This is a genomic window from Mesobacillus sp. AQ2 (assembly GCF_030122805.1).
In the GTDB taxonomy this organism is placed as follows: Bacteria; Bacillota; Bacilli; order Bacillales; family Cytobacillaceae; genus Mesobacillus; species Mesobacillus oceanisediminis_A.
Map to the genome: position 1 here is coordinate 3,394,442 of NZ_CP126080.1, position 17,739 is coordinate 3,412,180.

The following is a 17,739-nucleotide window of genomic DNA, read 5'->3' on the forward strand; positions in this document are numbered from 1 at the left end:
GTCATTCTCAAAAGGGAGGAATACTTGAATGGAAACTTTATACGACCGACTTGGCGGACAGGATGCAATTACGAAAGTTGTTGATGTTTTTTACGAAAAGGTGCTTGCTGATGAAACGGTCAACCAGTTTTTCAAGGAAACAGACATGGAAAAACAGCGGCGACATCAGTCCTTATTCATCAGCTGGGCATTAGGAGGACCAAACCAGTATTCCGGAAGAAGCATGGAGCTCGCGCATAAAGGCATGAACCTTAATGATGAACATTTTGGCGCGATCGCCAATCACCTTGCAGAAAGCCTAAGGGAATTTAATGTCTCGGAACAAGATATCGATGGAGTTCTCACAAAACTGAGAGAAATGAAAAATGACATCCTTTATAAATAGAAAAAGAGAAGGGATGCCCCTTCTCTTTTTCTATTTATTTAATTGCTTTGGCAGGTTTTGCAGGAAGGAAATCATCAGAGTCATGCCTTCCCTTGTTTCTTTCTGTGTGACAGCTCTCATCAGCTGCAGGGAGGTCAGAGGCTCTTTATCTTTCGTTTCCTCTTGAGCATGATGGAACGCAGTCAGCATACCGTCAACAAGGTCGATGGCACCCAGCTGGATGAAGGAATCCGCAAGTTCTACACCTTTGATTGCCTTCTCCACCATATCGGTCACCATCGGTCCTGTCATCGCTCCCTTCATGGCAGCAGCCATATCCGCAAGCTGCATCAGTGATTTCAGGACTCCTGTTTCTTCCATTCGTTTTACTTCCATCAATGTCCGCTCGAGGTTCTCGGCTACTTCAGGCAGGGCCTTTAATAGTGAGATCGTTTCAGGCTGAAGCAGGTCATCAGCCATCTCGACCATCTTGACACCTGTTTCGGCAATGGTCGAGACCATTTCCCCGGTTACTGCATTCATGGCTGCATCAGTGAAGCTGACTAGCTTATGTTGTTCCGTTTTCTGTATTTGAGGTGTTTCTGTAACCATCTCAACCACCCCTTCTATAAAATCCCTTTGGCATTTAACCAGTAAAGCTCATTGTATACTGCTTTGAACCAGTGCAGCAGGTCAGAAGTCTCTGCTGGCTGCGGTGGGTTATTGTAGTCAAACGTAATCATGCTGGCATCTTCAAGGCTGTTTTCAAGGAAGCAGGCCACCTTGCCGTTATAGACAGCTGTTTCCGGACGCCCCGATAATCTGCTGATGATATTGGCAACCAGGGATTCAGATTGATAGTGTGCAGTTGATCCAGCTTTGCTGATTGGCAGGTTTGTTGCATCACCAATTACATAGACATCATCCTGGCCAATCATTTTCAATGTTGTCCGGTTTGTCGGAATGAAGCCTGATTCATCGCCAATGCCGGATTCAATCACAGCTTTGGCGCCTGTATGCGCCGGAATCGTAATGAGCATGTCATACTCATGTTCGGAGCCGTCCATTGTAATCGCGACTTTGCGCTTTGGATCCACTTCTTCCAGATTGAAGAATGTTTCATACTTGATATCCCGTTTTTCAAACTGCGGCAGTCCCCATTCTGCAACTGGAACCAATGAATGGATCCGGCCGATCGGATAGGCGTATTTGATTTCAATATCCTTACGTCTTCCATTTTTGCGGTAATAGTCATCCAGCATCAATGCTAGTTCAAGCGGAGCTGCTGGACATTTGTGCGGCACATCGATGGTGATCAGGATTTTCCCTTTTTCCATCGCTGCAAGGTCATCACGCAGGCGTTCTGCTCCTTCGAGTGTATAGAAGTTATGCGCACCTTCCCGTAAACCTGGAACACTGTCAAAGTCAGGATGTGATCCTGTTGCGATGACTAGGTAGTCATATTGATACTGCTTTTTGCCTTTGACCGTCTTCTTCTCTACATCGATTTTCTCAACATCATCATAAACAAGGTTCACATGTCTGTGTACAAGGGCATCCTGCTTTCTGATAAAATGCTCGGACGGTTTTTCATTAAAAGCAATGAATAGGTATCCTGGCTGGTAAATATGTTTTTCTGTATTGGAAATCAAAGTGACTTCGACTTCCCGTTTTTTAATTTCTTCGCCAAGCTGACGGGCTAGCCTGTTTGCAACCATTGTACCCGCGCTGCCTGCTCCAAGAACCACGATTTTTTTTGTCATTTCGTCCACCTCTTTACTGGATTCCTTGATCAAGGCTGTTGTTTTTTCTGGACTTTTTTACGGCTTGAAACACTAAAGTTACCGTAAAGAGCCTGTGTCAAACAGCGATCAATTATTTTACTTTTTTAACCGCAATCTTGAATTCATCGCCTTCATTTTCGAGGTAGGCAATTTCGTGGCCCATTTTATTGACCCATTCAGGGATATCGACTGCTGAACCTTTATCAGTGGAAAGGACTTCTACTACATCTCCGACCTGTGCTGTTTTAATGCCTTTTACCAATTCCATTAATGGTCCAGGGCAATATGCTCCTCTTGCATCGATTGATTTTGTTACTTGTACTTCACTCATGATTTATTCCTCCTGTAAGTTCATTTTTATGTTAAAATAAGAAAAGATTTTTTATTTTTGCATGAAGGGGAAAGTGTGAAAGGCCTGCACGCCAAATCACTTTTCCTGCTTCTGCAGTTACATTGTAATGACTGTTGCTCCCTGGGTCATTCCCAGGAATTTCGTTACCCCGATGACTCCATCGAATACATCCAGCATATCTTCTTCTTTCCAATCCATGATGTCCATTGCCAATGCGCATCCGTAAATATTCAACTCACCCATCTCTTTGCCTTCCTGCAATAATGAATCGAATAATGGGATTTTCTTTGCAAGCATTTCCTTACCGATTGTTCCTGTAATAAAGTCTGTGTTGTCGAAGCTGTCTTTACGGAAAGATTTAAGAGCATTCATTGTCACGAACACGTTTACTGTCATTCCTGACATAGATGCGACCGATCCAACAAGTGCTCCAGCATGCAATTTTTCTAGATCTTCAGATAATAAAATAACCGCTAAAGATGGTGTTTGCTGTTCCATAATTTATTGCCTCCTAATAAATGTTTTCGATTGATTTACCTTACACTTGAATTATACCCATACCCCCATATCTATGTCTGTTTCTTTTATGTGAACGTTATTGGTCTAAAAAGTGACAAAACAAAATGTCCATAGGGTTATCTATTCCTTCTCAAAAACAAATTTATGGTATTAATTTCCAACAGAAAATATTTATTGGGACAGACACAATCCCTCTTAATCAGACATAGGAATTTATTATAGGCGAAAGCCTAAAAAAGCGGGGGTGGAAACATGTCTGGCATACTGACAGCACTCGGGTATCTAGTAAAAGAAGTCATCCTTCTTGTTTCGTATGTTAAAAACAATGCATTTCCTCAACCGTTATCTGCTGCTGATGAGCGAAAGTACTTAAGGTTGATGGCGAATGGCGACCCACACGCAAGAAACATGCTGATTGAACACAACCTGAGACTTGTCGCGCATATCGTGAAGAAATTCGAAAACACTGGCGAGGATTCTGAGGATTTGATTTCAATCGGAACAATCGGCCTGATCAAGGCCATTGAAAGTTATTCGGAAGGAAAGGGCACCAAGCTTGCCACCTATGCTGCAAGATGTATAGAAAATGAGATTCTTATGCATTTGAGGGCATTGAAGAAAACAAAAAAGGATGTTTCGCTGCATGACCCGATTGGCCAGGACAAAGAAGGAAACGAAATCTCGCTCATCGACGTCCTGAAGTCTGAATCGGAGGATGTAATTGACACGATCCAGCTCAATATGGAGCTTGAAAAAGTGAAAGAATATATCGATGTTCTCGATGACCGTGAAAAAGAGGTCATTGTTGGCCGTTTTGGACTTGATTTGAAAAAGGAGAAAACACAGCGGGAAATTGCCAAAGAACTCGGGATCTCAAGAAGTTATGTATCAAGGATCGAAAAACGGGCATTGATGAAAATGTTCCATGAATTTTACCGTGCGGAAAAGGAAAAGAAGAAAAATAAAGGACAATGAGGAAAAACCCGGACAGTTGCTCCGGGTTTTTTTATGGAATGCTACTTCGTAAATTGTAAAAACAGCTTTCCGGTTCATCAATATTCCCGCTTTTTTCTCTCCGGAATAGTCTTCAATGGTATAAGGGTGTGGGTGCAAAAAAACGCAATACGCATGCACCCCTTTATAACAACAAAGGCATCAACCACTTATGGCTGATGCCCTTAGACTTTCTACTCCACGCTCACTTCTGCAGCCACTACCAAACCGACAGCGCCGCAGATCACCAATCCCATGACGATTAAGAACATGCCCATCACCCCTTTAACAGACCCATTGTTACACCAAATTTATCATATAAGTACGGTGTTAAAAGGGCGGGGTTGTGAACATTTTGTTAACGATGGAATTTCTTTTTCCTGAAAACAAGCGTTAACAACAATATATGCAATGACATCAAATTACCTCCCAACTCCGTCGTTAGGTGGTGTCCTTCTCCACCCATAAGCTAGCCAGTCTTCTTTGAATTAAATAAATCATTTTCTTTCCACCTTTCTTCGTTAATTTTTCAAATGAATTAAAACTGGCGCAGCATTGATTGACGAGTTTTGTTTTCTTCAACCATTTTTTCAACCATTTCATTATGGCGAATTTCTTCTAAAGTCATTTGGCGTTTTTTAATTGTAATTGTGAAAAACAAGATATTTAAGGTCATAATCGGGTTCACCTCCTTTTGATTCCACCCCAAAAAGCCGCAAGGATTCCTCCCCTGCAGCTTAAATGGGCACAAAAAGGCCACAGGGCACGATTCTCCCTGCGGCTTTGGATGTATTAGTCAATAAAGCAACTTAAATAATCCAGTCCGATCCGGTCGAATGCGTATTACGATATGAAGTTTGTGCGTTTTCCCAGTATCCATTCATTATCATTTCACTCGACCTCCTTCTGAATTATTAACTCACATTGGTAAGTATATCCACTGTTCAATACTTTGTAAACCTTTTTTGGCCTTTTTTTCCAAAAAAACATTCGCCATATTTCAACAAAAAAAACTGCATTCCTGTTATCGGATCAATCCAATAACCGGAATGCAGTTCAGCAAGCCATCCTTATTTCTTCATCAATAATTCCTGGCCTTCCTCTGATTCAATCAGCTGGTTGCGGTATTTTTTCGCAGCAGCAAAGAATAGGATCGAACTAGCAAGGAAGCCCATTGAAGCACCAATAGCAATATATATATCTGTCATCACTTTCGTTTCTGACGGAAGAATCGTCCCAAGATAAAAGAAAACTCCCACAGCAAGGAGGATCGTTCCAAACTGTTTGTAATCAACCATTTTTTCATAGAGTTGTTTAGCCTTCATTTTAATCACCTGCATTTATTAGACTTAACCACATCCCTACTTTAACATGTTTTAAATATATTAACGGTATGTAAATTTTGGAAACTGCCAGGTCCAAACTTATTCCATACCTGATAACATAAAAATAGCGTGGAATTAAGCTCCACGCTATTAAAACCTTTTCCCCTGATGTATCCGGACATTAAAGCTTCCAGTTTTTCACCATTTCATTGACGATTTCAAAAGAATTCTTTGAGGCAAGCTTTGTGAATTCCAGGAAGTTCACGTCTGCTGAACCATCTGCCTGGTCGGACATCGAACGGATGATCACGAATGGGATGTTGTTCATGCTGCATACCTGTCCGACGGCTGCCCCTTCCATTTCTGTGCAATAGCCATTAAGCTCCTCATGAAGGAATCTCACTTTTTTCCGGTCTGCGATGAATTGGTCACCTGATAAAATCCTGCCGCTGACGATTTTCTTGTCTTCAACGATTTCTTTGCTTGCTGCTAACGCCAAATCAATTAATTGCTTATCCGCTTTAAAGACAGAGACTTCCGTATAAGGGATTTCCCCTAGTTTGAAGCCTAGTGCGCGGACATCCATATCATGCTGCACACAATCTGTTGAAATGACGATATCGCCAATTCTTAATTCCGGATTCACCGCTCCCGCTACTCCTGTAAAAACAATTTTAGAAGCGGCGAATTCATCAATCAGGATTTGTGTACATACACTCGCGTTCACTTTTCCTACTCCTGACTTACAAAGTACAACGTCATATCCGTTAAATGTGCCGACATAAAAAGTAATGCCCGCTTTCTTTTTCTCATCATAATCCTTCATTGCATCAAGAATATGCTTTATTTCTTCATCCATTGCACCAATAATACCAATTCTGCTCATAACTGCGTCCTCCCAAAAATTTACTACTATGTATAAATACTTTTACGCATACGCACTACTAGAATTCGGTGTTAACCCCCGAAATATGCCTATCGTTTTAATTTATCAAAAAACGTATCATTTTTATAGAGAATTTGCTATTTTATTGTGTATAGAATTCTTGTACGCAAAAGGAGCAAAATCTATGGATTTCCAATTTGAACTAATTGAAGACAAAGTTGAATTTTTCGAAGCGGTCGATTTAAAAACCCTTGAGCAAAAAATCAACAAACAAATCGAGATCAATAAAGCAATCATGCTATCCGTCCATCATGTGTCCCATCAAATGCATCTTGATGATAAAGGCAGGCTGTTCTATTCTGCAGCGGTCCATTTCAAGGCTAAAAAGGAAAGGAACAACTAAGAGTCTTCCTATGCATTTACACTAATAAGCACACAAAAAAACTTGGGATATCCCAAGTTTTTTCTATTGAGGCCAACTACATTTATAATTTAATCGTCTTTGTGGTTTCTCCTATATTTACTTCTTTGACTTCTTTTAATCCAAACAAAAGCCGCAGATAGTTTACTCTCCGAATCATAAAATGGTAAATGCACATGATGAGGGCAAATGATAAGGATACCAATACTATTATCTTCAATGGAATGGGCCAATCTATGCTATATATGAAGTATCCTATTACGATTATAATCGGTTGATGAAGAATATAAAAAGGCATCGAGGCTTCACTAGCATATTTTAATGTTCGATTAGTGAAGTCCAAATATTTATCTCCCAGGAAAAGCATAAAGAATAGCGTGTTCCATACCAATAAGACACGAACAATCATAAAAATCGCCCAACTCACTCCTGTTTTCAGCGGGAACCCATAGAAGATAACCCAATTTAGATAGATCGCTGTAAAAAGGATGCTAAACCCACCCGCAAAAAGGCCTGTTTTACGCACGAACTGCCTTAATGATTCTCTAGCAAAAAAATAAAATCCGGAAATATAGAGCAATAAATAAAAGATAATTCCCCAACTTCCTAAATTCACAATGCTGTTAACAGTCAAGGCAGCGATTGATAAAGGAATGGGTATGAGCAAATAATGGAGGATACTAAATTCCTTTCGCCCTGCGTCCTGCCTTATTTTCAGAAAAAACGGCAGCGTGATGCCGGAAAAAAGCAGCAGCATTAAAAGGTACCAAAGATGATGTCCAAAAAAAGCGAAATTTCCATTTCCCCCTATTTCCAAATAGAGTCCATCAAAGTAATGGGGATAGAACTGCATGAATGACCCATTAAATTGAAGATTCGTGATTCTCTCAATATACACTTGAGGAGGTGATAATAGAAAGATTCCTAAAAGTAAGGGGATGCCCAATCGTAAAAGTCTTTCTTTTATAAAACTTGTAGAATCCCTTCTTTTTAATGCGTAATAAGTAGACATTCCTGAAAGCACAAAAAAGATTGGCATGATCCAATTTCCTACTAAGAGTGAAAAAAACTCAACATATGTATGATTTATTATGTTGTTCTTAATGTGCCAGTCAAATGAATTAAAAAACATTGAACAATGATAAAGAAACACAATCATCATTGCCAAGACCTTTATCCAGTCAAGGTAAAAATGTCTGATGGACACATTTTTATCTTCCATAAATTCCCTCCCTTTACGTTAACTATATATCTTTTTGAAGGAAAATGCACAAAAAAATAGCAGTCTAATACAAGTGACAACTTCCATTGCCAAATTGTGTATTAGAGTGCTAATGATTAACTCTTTCGCTATTCTTTTTTAGACGTATAACGAATCGTTGTTAGCGTTTATCATTTTGGATCAATTCTTCTACCTTGACCGGTTTCCAGCCTTCGCCGTCCACCCATTGAATCCACACCCTGAATGTCTGGTCGCTGCCTTTTTCAGAGATCGTTCCGACTGCTGTATTAGGCGCACCGCCATTTTCATTCCACCATACCGTCATGTTATTTTTATCAATCCCGGTTGCATAAGAATAGGCAAGAATCATTTCCTGCCAATCTGCTGCATTTTGGTCGAATACAGTATTATGTTCGCCGGTTTGGGTAGTGCCAACCGGCTTCCATTCAGGATTTTCAATCGTTTGTTTCACGTTGGCATCACTGCCGCCCTCTGTCACGATCGGTTCTGCCTGTTCCTCGGCAGACTCTTCATCTGCTTCTTCCGAATCGGATTTTTCCTCAGCATTTTTTTCGGAGTCTTTATCATCTTTAGAGCCAGCGCCTTTGCTATCCTCTTTTTTCTCTGGAGAATCTGAGGACTGACTCTTTTCTGTCGCTACATCGTTTTGGTCAGCTGCGCTTTCATCATTGCTGAAAAAGATATTAAATGAAACAATGCCAATTAACAAAATCACAATAACAATCAAGCTATTTAAAATAAGGTTCGTTTTTCTGCGCTTCGCCCTTTTCTGAGAGCGCATCCCCTCATTTAGGCTGTCATAATCATTCTTCAAAATCTTTCCCTCCCTTTCAAGGTTGTCAACATTCTACCATGACTCGGGGCAAACTTGAAGGATTTTATATTCGTCTAATCTGGTATCACTCATTTTCAGGACCTTCAGCGGGTGTTCCATGGTTGAAATTATAGACCTCCTTTACTATATCTGCAAAAAGAGGGTTAACACCGCCCTCATCCTCGAAGACCCCTAAATTGACAGTCACAAGTGCATACTTTGGCTTTTCAAAAGGAAAATATCCGGCGAACCACTTATTGTGCAATTGCTTTTTGCTTTCGTATCTGCCTGTTTCAGCAGTTCCGGATTTTCCCGCAACATCATATGGCAAGTCCCGGAACCACCTGCCAGTACCCTCTTCATTCACAACGACTTCCCGTAAAAGCTTTTGGAGTTTCATGGCCGTATAAGGGGAAATATGCTCCCCTGGAAGTTTATCTTTGGGAAATTCGGTCATTTTCGTCCCATTTTGATACTGGATCGACAAGACAGCCCTGACCATATCTTTTTCACCACCCCTGGCGATTGTCGCCATCATGTTGGCGACTGCAAGCGGAGACACCCTGACTTCATGCTGGCCAATTCCTGACAATGCGGCAAAATTCCTATCTTTCCTCGCTTCATCCGACAGGAAAACCCTTCCTGTTTCCTCATCCTGAAGCTGTCTGAAACCCTCTATATGAAAAATATTTCCAGTCCAGCCTGTACCGCCTGTCATTGAAAGCATTTCAGCATACCTTTCCAAAATATGTGGATCCTCTTTCTGTAATTCCTGGGCCACTTCTCCAAATGTTCGATTGCAGCTGACTGCGAAGCTTTCAGGAAAATTGAGCATCCCGTGTTGATATTTCGTATCTTTTTCACCATTGATGGTCTTGCTGCAATCAAACTTCCTGGCCGGGTCATCCAGCCCCTTATCAATCGTAGCCGCAGCGACCACCGTTTTAAACACCGACCCTGGAATATGCTGCTTGACCATCATATTTTCAACCCCTTCATCCGTATAGGGTTTGGATGGGTTTAAGACTGGCCTCGAAACCATTGCCAAAATGCTGTTTGTTTCAATATCCAGCAGGATGACTCCGCCTTTTTTGATTTTATGCTGATCCACTTTTTCCTCAAGGATCATTTGCAAATCCTTATCAATCGATGTCTGCAGATTGATTGGATAGAACGGGTTGGCTGGTTCGATATATTTCACATTGATTCCGAATAATGGAGCCCCTTCTCCATCCACATGGTAAACAAGCTTTGACTTCCCTTCCGCTACGAGGAATTCATCGAAGCTTTTTTCCAGACCTGATAGGCCAATCAGGGTCCTAGGCAGGAACTCCTTCTCACCATACCTCGATCTCAGGGCATCTTCATTTTCGCCTATGATTCCCACAAGCTGCGTGGCTGGCACTTTTTCCATAGGGTATTTTCGCTCAACAGCAAATACACCAGGGATTTCCAGTCCATTGATGACCTCCATTTGGCTTCTGGTCAGGATTACAGGATCTGGATCTCCAAAAGCAAATGGTTCCTTGGAATCTTCAACTGCAGTTTTTAATGCGTATTCAGAAACACCAATGGCTCGTGCGACCTTATCAGCCTCCCAGTCCATTTTCTTTAAAAATGGAAACAGAACCAACACTGACGAGGTCTCATAGGTTAATGGTTCACCCCGACGGTCGAGGAAATTTCCTCTGCCATTATCTACGACCATTTCCTGTGACCTTTGCTTGACGCTTGCTTCGATTAAATTGATCCTATGTTTTGAAAATGATTCTGTATCGATCAGCTGCAGCTGAGCCAGCCGGAATATTAGCAGGCCAAAGCCTGCCAGACAGATGGAAATCCAGGCTACCATTCTTTTTTTACGCATAAAAAACACCTCGTCAAAAGTGTTGACGAGGTGCCGGAATTTCAAACCTATAGATCATTACTTAATAGAAGTGATGCGAACGCTCATTTCACCGCCAGGAGTCTGGACAGCCACTTGATCGCCCACTTTTTTGCCCATCAGACTTTTCGCAATCGGAGAGTCATTTGAAATTTTGCCCTCAAATGGATCTGCTTCTGCACTTCCAACGATTGTATAAGATTCTTCATCGCCATCAGGAAGCTCGACAAATGTAACCGTGCGGCCAAGGCTGACAGCATCTGTGCTCAACTCATCTTCCTGGATGATTTTTGCGTTTCGGATCATATTTTCAAGAGTCGTGATACGGCCTTCAACAAAAGCTTGTTCCTCTTTTGCAGAATCGTACTCAGAGTTCTCTGAAAGATCACCAAAGCTGCGGGCGATCTTGATTCTCTCAACCACTTCTTTTCGTTTAACTGTCTTCAATTGTTCCAATTCTTGTTCCAGCTTTTCTTTCCCTGCCTGTGTCATAGGAAAAACTTTTTCTGTAGCCAAAATACTTCACTCCTTCTAGTCTTCACAAATCCCCAAAATAGATTGTGTAATATTATATTATGTATCCTGAAAAATATACAGGAGCGCGTCCTATATCAGGGCGCGCAGTTTAAACAGGGCCATTTCAGGCCATTTATTTACCTTTGGAGAAAAGGAAGCACTTTTTGCAAGTACTCCCATGTCCATATTATCTATGCTATTGTGTCACAAAAATGATTTTTGTTCAAGAATTGTTTGAATTTTTGTTACCATCAGGTCAATCGCAACATGGTTGTGACCGCCCTCAGGTATAATTACATCCGCATAACGCTTAGTCGGCTCAATGAACTGGTTATGCATCGGCCTGACAACGTTCACGTACTGTTCAATAACCGAATCCATTGAGCGCCCTCGCTCCTTGATGTCGCGCAGGAGCCTGCGGATGATCCGCAAATCTGCATCCGTGTCTACATAGAGTTTGATATCCATCAAATCCCGCAATCTCTGATCCTCGAGGATCAAAATCCCTTCAAGAATGATAACATCCTTCGGTTCGACATGTACGACTTCGTTTGAGCGAGTGTGGATGGCATAATCGTAAACCGGCTTCTCTACTGCCTCGTGCTGAAGCAGTTTCTGGATATGCTCTATCAAAAGATCATTGTCAAAAGCCAGTGGATGGTCATAATTTGTCTTTAAACGCTCTTCCATAGGCAGGTGGCTCTGGTCTTTGTAATAGTAGTCTTGCTCAATCATAAGAATTGATTGACTCTTAAAGCTATCATAAATAGCTTTTGTCACGCTTGTCTTTCCTGAGCCGGAGCCGCCGGCTACACCAATTACAACAGGTTTGCGGTCCATTTATTACTTCTCCTTCCGCATCATGTTATTTGGGTAGACAGGCTTGTCCATCTTGAACTTCACGATCTGAAGCGGATGGCGGGCAACATCCAGTTCATTGCCATCTTCATCCCAGACCTTGTCAATCACATGAGTGAAGTTCTCGATTTCCGGTCCAAAGAATTCAACCTCGTCGCCAGGCTTGAAGTAGTTCCTTTGCTGGAGTGTCACCATTTGTGTCTCAGCATCGTAATCAAGCACAAGACCGGCAAAATCGAAAGTGGTCTTTTTGCTATGGTTTCCAAACATTTGCTCTTTATACCCAGGAACCCCTTCAAAGAAGGCAGTTGCTGTCTCGCGGTTCGCACATTTGTCTAATTCTTCAAGCCATTCCTGCTTGATTACGAAGTTTTCAGGATCCGCACAATATTCATCAATCACTTTGCGGTATACGCTGACTACTGTTGCGATATAGTGGATCGACTTCATGCGGCCTTCAATTTTTAGGCTGTCAATGCCAATTTCAATCATACGCGGAATTGATTCAATCAGCTTAAGGTCTTTAGGGCTCATAGCGAACGGAGCATCCCCATCATTGAACAATGGGTTCTCATCGCTTCCTTCGAGTTTATATAAGTCATAGTCCCAGCGGCATGACTGGCAGCAGCCGCCGCGGTTTGAATCACGTGCAGTCATGTGATTGCTCAGAGTACAACGTCCGGAATAAGCAATACACATTGCTCCGTGGACAAAGGTTTCTATTTCAATGTCGACCTTTTCCTTCATTAACTTGATTTCTTCAGCACCAGTTTCACGCGCCAGTACGACACGCTCGAGTCCTTCTTCCTTCCAGAACTGGACTGCTTTCCAGTTTGATAGAGATTGCTGCGTGCTTAAGTGGACCTCGATCTCAGGAGCGACCCTTCGGCAAGTTTCGATGATGAGCGGATCAGCCACGATGATTCCGTGTACCCCTGCTTCCTTCAACCCCATCATATAATCTTCTAGTCCATCAATATTCTCATTATGTGCGAAGATATTTGTTGTAACATATATTTTTGCACCGTATTTCTTGGCGAACTCGACACCTTCCTTCATTTCCTCAAAGGTGAAATTATCCGCATTAGAACGCAAACCATATTCCTGTCCGCCGATGAAAACGGCATCTGCACCGTAGTGGACGGCAATCTTAAGTTTTTCAAGATTTCCAGCCGGCGCTAGCAGTTCTGGTTTTTTCACGATGACACGTTTACCATCGATAATTTGCGAAATTTTATCTGCTACTGCTGCCATTACGCAACCTCCTCATAGTTCTTCCTGTTAATAAACCGTCTCTTTGAAAAAGAATCCTGTATCCAGCGGGCGATTAGGCGGCTGCAGTTCTTCTGCCGCTTCCAGCAAGCTATCTTTTTCTTCGTCGTATTGGTCAGGATCTTCAATTGCCAAATCAATGGCTTGGCGGTAGAGCTTTGTAACTTCCAATATATATTCAGGGCTCTTCAGGATACCGTCGATTTTAAGAGAATCGACGCCTGCTTCCAAAAGCTCCGTCAGTTCGTCAATAATGCAAATATCATTAGGACTCATGATATGCGTGCCATTTTCATCTTCGAAAATAGGGTATTTATTCTCACGCTCTTTATCGTGGAGGAACATATCACGTTCTTGCTTACGATTTTCTACCTCCAGTGCCTTGCCTTGATACTCAAAATAATGGCCAAGAAGCGGGCGCTTTGACTGGAACATGTTCATCATTCCATGAACCTGTACCTCGATTTCCACCTCGGCATTTTCCTTGATTTCTACGATGGCATCCATATTGATTTCCCTTGCAAGGACAGCGCGCTTTGCACCTTTCCTGCCCCAATAGTTGCACGTATACCAGTTCGTCCCTGTCATTTCGGTGCTCCAATGCAGCTTCATGTCGGGTGTATATTCCTTAGCAGCCATCAAAACAGCAGGGTCACCAAAAGTAACTGCATCCGCTTTTACATCTTGGAGGAATGTGAGGTAGTCGCCTAGCAAGTCCACTTTTTCGTTGTGGAACAACGCATTCATGGCTACATATACTTTTTTGCCTTTAGAGTGTGCCAATTCAATTGCCTGTTTTACGTCTTCACGGTTGAACTCACCAGCAAGACGAAGACCGAATTTTTGCTCTCCAATCAGGAATGCATCAGCTCCAGCCTCTGCCAATGGGATAATATCATTTATACTAGTTGGCGTTACCAATAATTCAGGTTTCTTCATTCCGTTCACCTCTTCTTACTAACCGCTACGCCATCGCCAATCGGAAGTATGATCGTGTCATACTCCTCATTGGCTGCAAGCCAGCGGTTGAATTCGTCTATTTTTTTTACCAGGCTGCGGACTCTTCTGCTTTCTGCTTCCTGGTTATATACAAGCCCCTTAAAAAGGATGTTATCCGTGATGATCATTCCCCCGGGTTTCAAGTAACTCGAGTACAGTTCGAAAAATCGTTTGTACTGTCCTTTTGCCGCATCAATGAAAATAGCGTCAAATGGAGCATGGGCCGCGACTTCCACTTCAAGCTCAAGCGCATCCCCTTTGATTTGGGTGATTCGGTCCTGCATGCCCGATCTTTTAATATAATCGACGGCAAGCTCGTACCGGTCTTCATCACGCTCGAGTGTGATGATATTAGCCTGCGGCAGGGCAAATGCCATCCTCATTGCGGAATAGCCGATTGCAGTCCCGACTTCCAGGATTGTTTCCGGCTGCTGGATTCTTAGAAGCTGGAGCATTGTTTCTATGCCGGCCTGCTCCATAATGGGTACACCGTTAAGCAACGCATACTCTTCCATCTCGGATAGTATGCCATCTCTGGGCTGTATGAGAGAATCTATATAATTCTGCAGCTCTTCGTTCAGCAAGCTGCCTCACCTCTATTCAAAGGCTCTAAAGAAAGCCAGAGTAGGTTTTGACATGACTGTACAGGCATGAAAAAAATAGCGTTCACAGGTTAAAAGAGAAAACCAAACAGGTCCATTAGCTAAAAAGCTTAAACTCCTTCATCTGCAATGCACGCTATCGAATAAACACTGACGCCCAAATAGAGCATCCGCCAGACAGTAACATGACTATAAAAAAACACTTGAATTATTTTACCACAATAAGAAGGGAAATGCGAACCTTTCTGCATTTCCCTTTTATTGCTGTTATTTTTTATTGGTGATATGTTCATTCACTTTGCGATTATGCTCATCCAGAGTCTTCGAGAAGAGCACCTCACCTGTGGATGTCGCGATGAAATACATATCATCAGTGTCAGCTGGAGCCAGTGCGGCTTCAATTGACATGATCCCGGGATTGGCGATAGGTCCAGGTGGCAGCCCCTGGATTTTATAGGTATTATAAGGGTCATCGATTTCAAGATCCTTAAAATACACGCGTTCTTTATGTTCGCCGTGGGCATACAGGACAGTTGGGTCTGTCTGCAGCATCATTCCGTCTTCCAGGCGATTGTAGAAGACGCTGGCAATCTTATCGCGGTCTGCTTTCTCAGTTGCTTCCTCTTCGATTAGTGATGCCATCGTCATTAATTCATGCGTCGACATTTCCTGTTCTTCCATCTGTCCCCTGAATTCACCAAGCACTTCCTTCGTCTTTGTCAGCATGACAGTGACAATTTCCTCGATTGTTGGTTTTTCGGAGTAAAATGGGTAAGTAGCAGGGAATAGATAGCCTTCTAGCGGGTACTTCACATTCTCTTTCAGGATTTCATCAGTAAGGACATCCGGATATTTCTCCATCATTTTTTTGATGAATTCTTTATCGTTCAGCTGTTTGAAAACTTCTGCTTCATCCTGCTGTGTTTTTTCAGCAATGATCCCGGCAATTTGTTTCAGCTGTTTACCTTCAGGAATTGTGATCTTCATGACCACATCCTGCATGACTTTACCTGTTTTCAAGCTTGTGATGATTTCAGGCAGCGTCATTGACGGTTTCATTTTATAATCTCCGGCCATGAAGCCGGCTTCATTTTTGAACTTCACATAATATTTGAAGACTCGGGCATCCCTTATGACCCCTTTATCCTCAAGAATCTGCCCGATACCTGTAGTAGAAGAACCAATAGGAATCGTGACATCGATGGTTTTCTTGCTGTTTTCCTCGACAGGCTTCATGGCTTCTTTTATGTAATAATAGCCGCCGCCGCCGATCGCTCCGATGAGCAAGATGGCCACGATTGCAGTAATGAAAACAATCTTCCTCACAATTTTCGCTTCTTTCTGCTGCTCAATCAGCTTTTCAGTAATCAAATTTTTCTTATCTTTTTTCGGATCCTGTATATTCTTTTCGTCAGACATAAGTTCCCCCTCCAGATAACAAAACATACTTCCTGGATACTCTCTATTATCACATCTCGAACCATTATACTATATTTTCTATTTCTATTTGCAAATAATTACGAAAAAATACCTTGAACGACAAACAAACCAAAAATTCGACAATGATGTTAGATATGTTCTGACACCCATATGCAGTGCCTTTTATGGAAGGTGCTATTGTGGAAGGCAAATATTGATTACACATTTTAAGATTTAGCTTTGTTTGATTGTTAGAGTTCTTCTATCGGACACTTCTTCAGGATTCTTCTCCTTGTTTGTCCGATAGCGCCCTTCTATCAGACACTTATTCGGGATACAGCATCCTGTTTGTCCGTTAGAGCCTTCTATCGGACGCATACCTAAGAATCATGCCACTGATTGTCCATTTATATTTTTCCGGCAAAAAATAAAAGGACCAGGCTTCATTCGCCTGGTCCAGATTTGACAATCTTATTCTTCGTCTTGCTCGGCAAGGAATGTTTCGAGCATTTCTTCAATCATGTCCCACTCTTCATCTGTTTCGATTGGCATGAGCTCGCCATCTTCATTATCTTCTGTTGGTGTGAAAGCAGATGCGTGGATTTCGATTTCCTCATCATCGTTATCTTCTGCTCCGACTGGATAATAAAGTACATATGATTTTCCGAACTCTTCGGAATCAAATGTGAAAAGTACTTCGCATAATTGTTCGTTGCCGTTTTCGTCTACTACTGTAATGTTGTTTTCACCGTGATCCATTGTAGTCACCTCAATTTAATTTTGGCTGTTCAAATAGCCTTGTAAGATCATTACTGCGGCCATCTTATCGATGACCTTCTTTCTTTTTTTGCGGCTTACATCTGCCTCAAGCAAAACTCTCTCGGCAGCCACTGTCGTCAGACGCTCGTCCCATAAAATGGTTTGAACCCCAAACCGTTCTTCAAGCTCACGGGCATAGAACTGGCTTGCTTCGCCGCGCGGGCCAATCGTCCCGTTCATATTCTTCGGCAAACCTACGACTACTTTGCCGACTTCGTTCTCTTTTATTATTTTACCAATTTCATCGAAACCAAACACATTTTCTTCTTCGTTGATTTTCAATGTTTCAAGTCCCTGAGCTGTCCAGCCGAGTTCATCGCTCAGGGCTATGCCGACCGTTTTCGATCCGACATCCAGTCCCATGATCCGCAATTTATTTCCCCTCTCGATGGTTCCTTAAGTAGGATTTAACCAGTTCCTCGATAATTTCATCCCGCTCCAGCTTGCGGATGATGTTGCGGGCATCCCGATGGCGGGGAATATAGGCCGGGTCGCCAGAGAGCAAATATCCGACGATTTGGTTGATCGGGTTATATCCCTTTTCCTGCAGCGCTTCGTACACCTGCAGCAGGACTTCATTGGCATCATGCTCAAAAGGCTCTTCGGGAAAATTAAATCTCATCGTTTTATCAAAAGAGCTCATCGAATGCACCTCACTTTTAAGAAAT

Annotated in this window: 22 protein-coding genes; 3 read left to right on the forward strand and 19 right to left on the reverse strand. The window is 42.3% G+C overall.

Annotated elements, in window-relative coordinates; translation table 11 throughout:
* Positions 1-28: 28 nt before the first annotated feature.
* A complete protein-coding gene (locus tag QNH36_RS17200; RefSeq protein WP_283903863.1) occupies positions 29-385 on the forward strand; it encodes a group I truncated hemoglobin in 357 nt (118 codons plus the stop codon).
* 30 nt (positions 386-415) lie between these two features.
* Here QNH36_RS17200 and QNH36_RS17205 read toward each other — a convergent pair whose 3' ends face one another.
* The 4 genes from QNH36_RS17205 to QNH36_RS17220 form a co-directional block, all read right to left on the reverse strand.
* Positions 416-976, reverse strand: a complete 561-nt coding sequence (locus QNH36_RS17205) for a helical membrane plugin domain-containing protein (RefSeq protein WP_283903864.1) — start codon at positions 974-976, stop codon at positions 416-418.
* A 14-nt stretch (positions 977-990) separates the two neighbouring features.
* Positions 991-2,127, reverse strand: coding sequence for an NAD(P)/FAD-dependent oxidoreductase (locus QNH36_RS17210; protein WP_251540957.1), 1,137 nt, complete (start codon positions 2,125-2,127; stop codon positions 991-993).
* 112 nt (positions 2,128-2,239) lie between these two features.
* On the reverse strand, positions 2,240-2,479 hold the full coding sequence (locus tag QNH36_RS17215; RefSeq protein ID WP_023627220.1) for a sulfurtransferase TusA family protein: 240 nt from the start codon (positions 2,477-2,479) through the stop codon (positions 2,240-2,242).
* 117 nt (positions 2,480-2,596) lie between these two features.
* Positions 2,597-2,998 carry a DsrE/DsrF/DrsH-like family protein gene (locus tag QNH36_RS17220; RefSeq protein ID WP_283903865.1) on the reverse strand — a complete coding sequence of 134 codons (402 nt, stop codon included), beginning with the start codon at positions 2,996-2,998 and terminating at the stop codon, positions 2,597-2,599.
* 273 nt (positions 2,999-3,271) lie between these two features.
* On the opposite strand from QNH36_RS17220, the gene sigK reads away from it, so the two are divergent.
* Positions 3,272-3,994 carry an RNA polymerase sporulation sigma factor SigK gene (sigK, locus tag QNH36_RS17225; protein WP_144476121.1) on the forward strand — a complete coding sequence of 241 codons (723 nt, stop codon included), beginning with the start codon at positions 3,272-3,274 and terminating at the stop codon, positions 3,992-3,994.
* 556 nt (positions 3,995-4,550) lie between these two features.
* Here sigK and QNH36_RS17230 read toward each other — a convergent pair.
* From QNH36_RS17230 to QNH36_RS17240, 3 genes are all read right to left on the reverse strand, one after another.
* Positions 4,551-4,688 carry a YrzI family small protein gene (locus tag QNH36_RS17230; RefSeq protein WP_144476120.1) on the reverse strand — a complete coding sequence of 46 codons (138 nt, stop codon included), beginning with the start codon at positions 4,686-4,688 and terminating at the stop codon, positions 4,551-4,553.
* Positions 4,689-5,082: 394 nt separating this feature from the next.
* On the reverse strand, positions 5,083-5,337 hold the full coding sequence (locus tag QNH36_RS17235) for a YrhC family protein (RefSeq protein ID WP_251540958.1): 255 nt from the start codon (positions 5,335-5,337) through the stop codon (positions 5,083-5,085).
* Between the two features lie 181 nt (positions 5,338-5,518).
* Complete coding sequence (locus QNH36_RS17240; protein WP_251540959.1) at positions 5,519-6,223, reverse strand: 5'-methylthioadenosine/adenosylhomocysteine nucleosidase; 705 nt, start codon at positions 6,221-6,223, stop codon at positions 5,519-5,521.
* A 184-nt stretch (positions 6,224-6,407) separates the two neighbouring features.
* On the opposite strand from QNH36_RS17240, the gene QNH36_RS17245 reads away from it, so the two are divergent.
* A complete protein-coding gene (locus tag QNH36_RS17245; protein WP_251540960.1) occupies positions 6,408-6,626 on the forward strand; it encodes a YrzA family protein in 219 nt (72 codons plus the stop codon).
* A gap of 82 nt (positions 6,627-6,708) precedes the next feature.
* On the opposite strand, the gene QNH36_RS17250 is transcribed toward QNH36_RS17245, so the two are convergent.
* From QNH36_RS17250 to QNH36_RS17305, 12 genes are all read right to left on the reverse strand, one after another.
* Positions 6,709-7,866 (reverse strand): acyltransferase family protein, encoded by a 1,158-nt coding sequence (locus tag QNH36_RS17250; RefSeq protein WP_283903866.1) that lies wholly within the window; start codon positions 7,864-7,866, stop codon positions 6,709-6,711.
* Positions 7,867-8,026: 160 nt separating this feature from the next.
* Complete coding sequence (locus QNH36_RS17255) at positions 8,027-8,701, reverse strand: YrrS family protein (protein WP_144476116.1); 675 nt, start codon at positions 8,699-8,701, stop codon at positions 8,027-8,029.
* Between the two features lie 85 nt (positions 8,702-8,786).
* Positions 8,787-10,568 (reverse strand): peptidoglycan D,D-transpeptidase FtsI family protein, encoded by a 1,782-nt coding sequence (locus QNH36_RS17260; protein WP_283903867.1) that lies wholly within the window; start codon positions 10,566-10,568, stop codon positions 8,787-8,789.
* A 57-nt stretch (positions 10,569-10,625) separates the two neighbouring features.
* The gene (gene greA / locus QNH36_RS17265; RefSeq protein WP_144476114.1) at positions 10,626-11,102 is read right to left on the reverse strand and encodes a transcription elongation factor GreA; all 477 of its coding nucleotides are present in this window, start codon (positions 11,100-11,102) and stop codon (positions 10,626-10,628) included.
* Positions 11,103-11,306: 204 nt separating this feature from the next.
* Positions 11,307-11,942 (reverse strand): uridine kinase, encoded by a 636-nt coding sequence (gene udk, locus QNH36_RS17270; RefSeq protein ID WP_144476113.1) that lies wholly within the window; start codon positions 11,940-11,942, stop codon positions 11,307-11,309.
* A 3-nt stretch (positions 11,943-11,945) separates the two neighbouring features.
* On the reverse strand, positions 11,946-13,214 hold the full coding sequence (locus QNH36_RS17275) for a peptidase U32 family protein (protein WP_283903868.1): 1,269 nt from the start codon (positions 13,212-13,214) through the stop codon (positions 11,946-11,948).
* A gap of 27 nt (positions 13,215-13,241) precedes the next feature.
* Complete coding sequence (locus QNH36_RS17280) at positions 13,242-14,171, reverse strand: peptidase U32 family protein (RefSeq protein WP_283903869.1); 930 nt, start codon at positions 14,169-14,171, stop codon at positions 13,242-13,244.
* Positions 14,172-14,176: 5 nt separating this feature from the next.
* On the reverse strand, positions 14,177-14,815 hold the full coding sequence (locus QNH36_RS17285; RefSeq protein WP_283903870.1) for an O-methyltransferase: 639 nt from the start codon (positions 14,813-14,815) through the stop codon (positions 14,177-14,179).
* A 285-nt stretch (positions 14,816-15,100) separates the two neighbouring features.
* Positions 15,101-16,252 carry an endolytic transglycosylase MltG gene (mltG, locus tag QNH36_RS17290; RefSeq protein WP_144476109.1) on the reverse strand — a complete coding sequence of 384 codons (1,152 nt, stop codon included), beginning with the start codon at positions 16,250-16,252 and terminating at the stop codon, positions 15,101-15,103.
* A 471-nt stretch (positions 16,253-16,723) separates the two neighbouring features.
* Entirely contained in the window at positions 16,724-17,011 is a 288-nt protein-coding gene (locus QNH36_RS17295; protein ID WP_023627201.1) for a DUF1292 domain-containing protein, read from the reverse strand.
* Positions 17,012-17,026: 15 nt separating this feature from the next.
* Positions 17,027-17,443 carry a Holliday junction resolvase RuvX gene (gene ruvX / locus QNH36_RS17300; RefSeq protein WP_186326743.1) on the reverse strand — a complete coding sequence of 139 codons (417 nt, stop codon included), beginning with the start codon at positions 17,441-17,443 and terminating at the stop codon, positions 17,027-17,029.
* A 1-nt stretch (position 17,444) separates the two neighbouring features.
* Positions 17,445-17,714: an IreB family regulatory phosphoprotein gene (locus QNH36_RS17305; RefSeq protein ID WP_023627198.1), complete on the reverse strand. Its 270-nt coding sequence runs from the start codon at positions 17,712-17,714 to the stop codon at positions 17,445-17,447.
* Positions 17,715-17,739 lie beyond the last annotated feature (25 nt).